At 65.3% G+C, this 828-nt stretch carries 1 protein-coding gene; it reads left to right on the top strand.

What is annotated here, in order from left to right:
* The coding region (gene rfbA, locus ASG00_RS02015) for a glucose-1-phosphate thymidylyltransferase RfbA (protein ID WP_156456177.1) at window positions 1-818 on the top strand (818 nt) is incomplete at its 5' end.
* Window positions 819-828 lie beyond the last annotated feature (10 nt).

Below are 828 nucleotides of genomic sequence, written 5' to 3'. Positions count from 1 at the left end.
CTCTCGGCGTGTCGAAGCAGCTCGTTCCGGTCTACGACAAGCCGATGATCTACTACCCGCTGTCGACGCTGATCCTCGCCGGCATCCGCGACATCCTGATCATCACCACTCCCCACGACGCCGACCAGTTCGAGCGACTGCTGGGCGACGGCTCGCGTTTCGGCGTGTCGATCACCTACGCGCAGCAGCCATCTCCCGATGGTCTCGCGCAGGCGTTCGTGCTCGGTGCCGACCACATCGGATCCGACTCGGTCGCACTCGTTCTCGGGGACAACATCTTCTACGGCCAGGGTATGGGCACGAGGTTCCGCAACTACACGGAACTCACCGGCGGCGTGGTGTTCGGCTACTGGGTCGACGATCCCACCGCCTATGGCGTCGTCGAGTTCGACCCTGACGGACACGTGGTGTCGCTGGAAGAGAAGCCGACGATCCCGAAGAGCAACTATGCGGTACCGGGTCTCTACTTCTACGACAACGACGTGGTCGAGATCGCGCGGAACCTCGCGCCGTCACCTCGCGGGGAACTCGAGATCACGGACGTGAACCTCGAGTACCTGCGCCGCGGAACCCTGCACGTCGAGGTGCTCCCCCGCGGCACGGCGTGGCTCGACACCGGCACGTTCGACTCGCTGAGCGAGGCGACCGAGTTCATCCGCACTGTCGAGAAGCGTCAGGGACTGTCGATCGGATGCCCCGAAGAGGTGGCGTGGCGGCTCGGCTTCCTCAGCGACGAGGAGCTGCGCGAGCGCGCGGAGCCGCTCGTCAAGAGCGGGTACGGCACCTACCTGTTGAAGGCGCTCGAGCGAGGTCGCTGACTCCCCCCCC

The sequence above is a fragment of the Microbacterium sp. Leaf351 genome, assembly GCF_001423825.1.
Lineage (GTDB): Bacteria > Actinomycetota > Actinomycetes > Actinomycetales > Microbacteriaceae > Microbacterium > Microbacterium ginsengisoli.
Note: the sequence above shows the minus strand (reverse complement) of the source record. Positions and strands in the feature narration are given on the sequence as shown.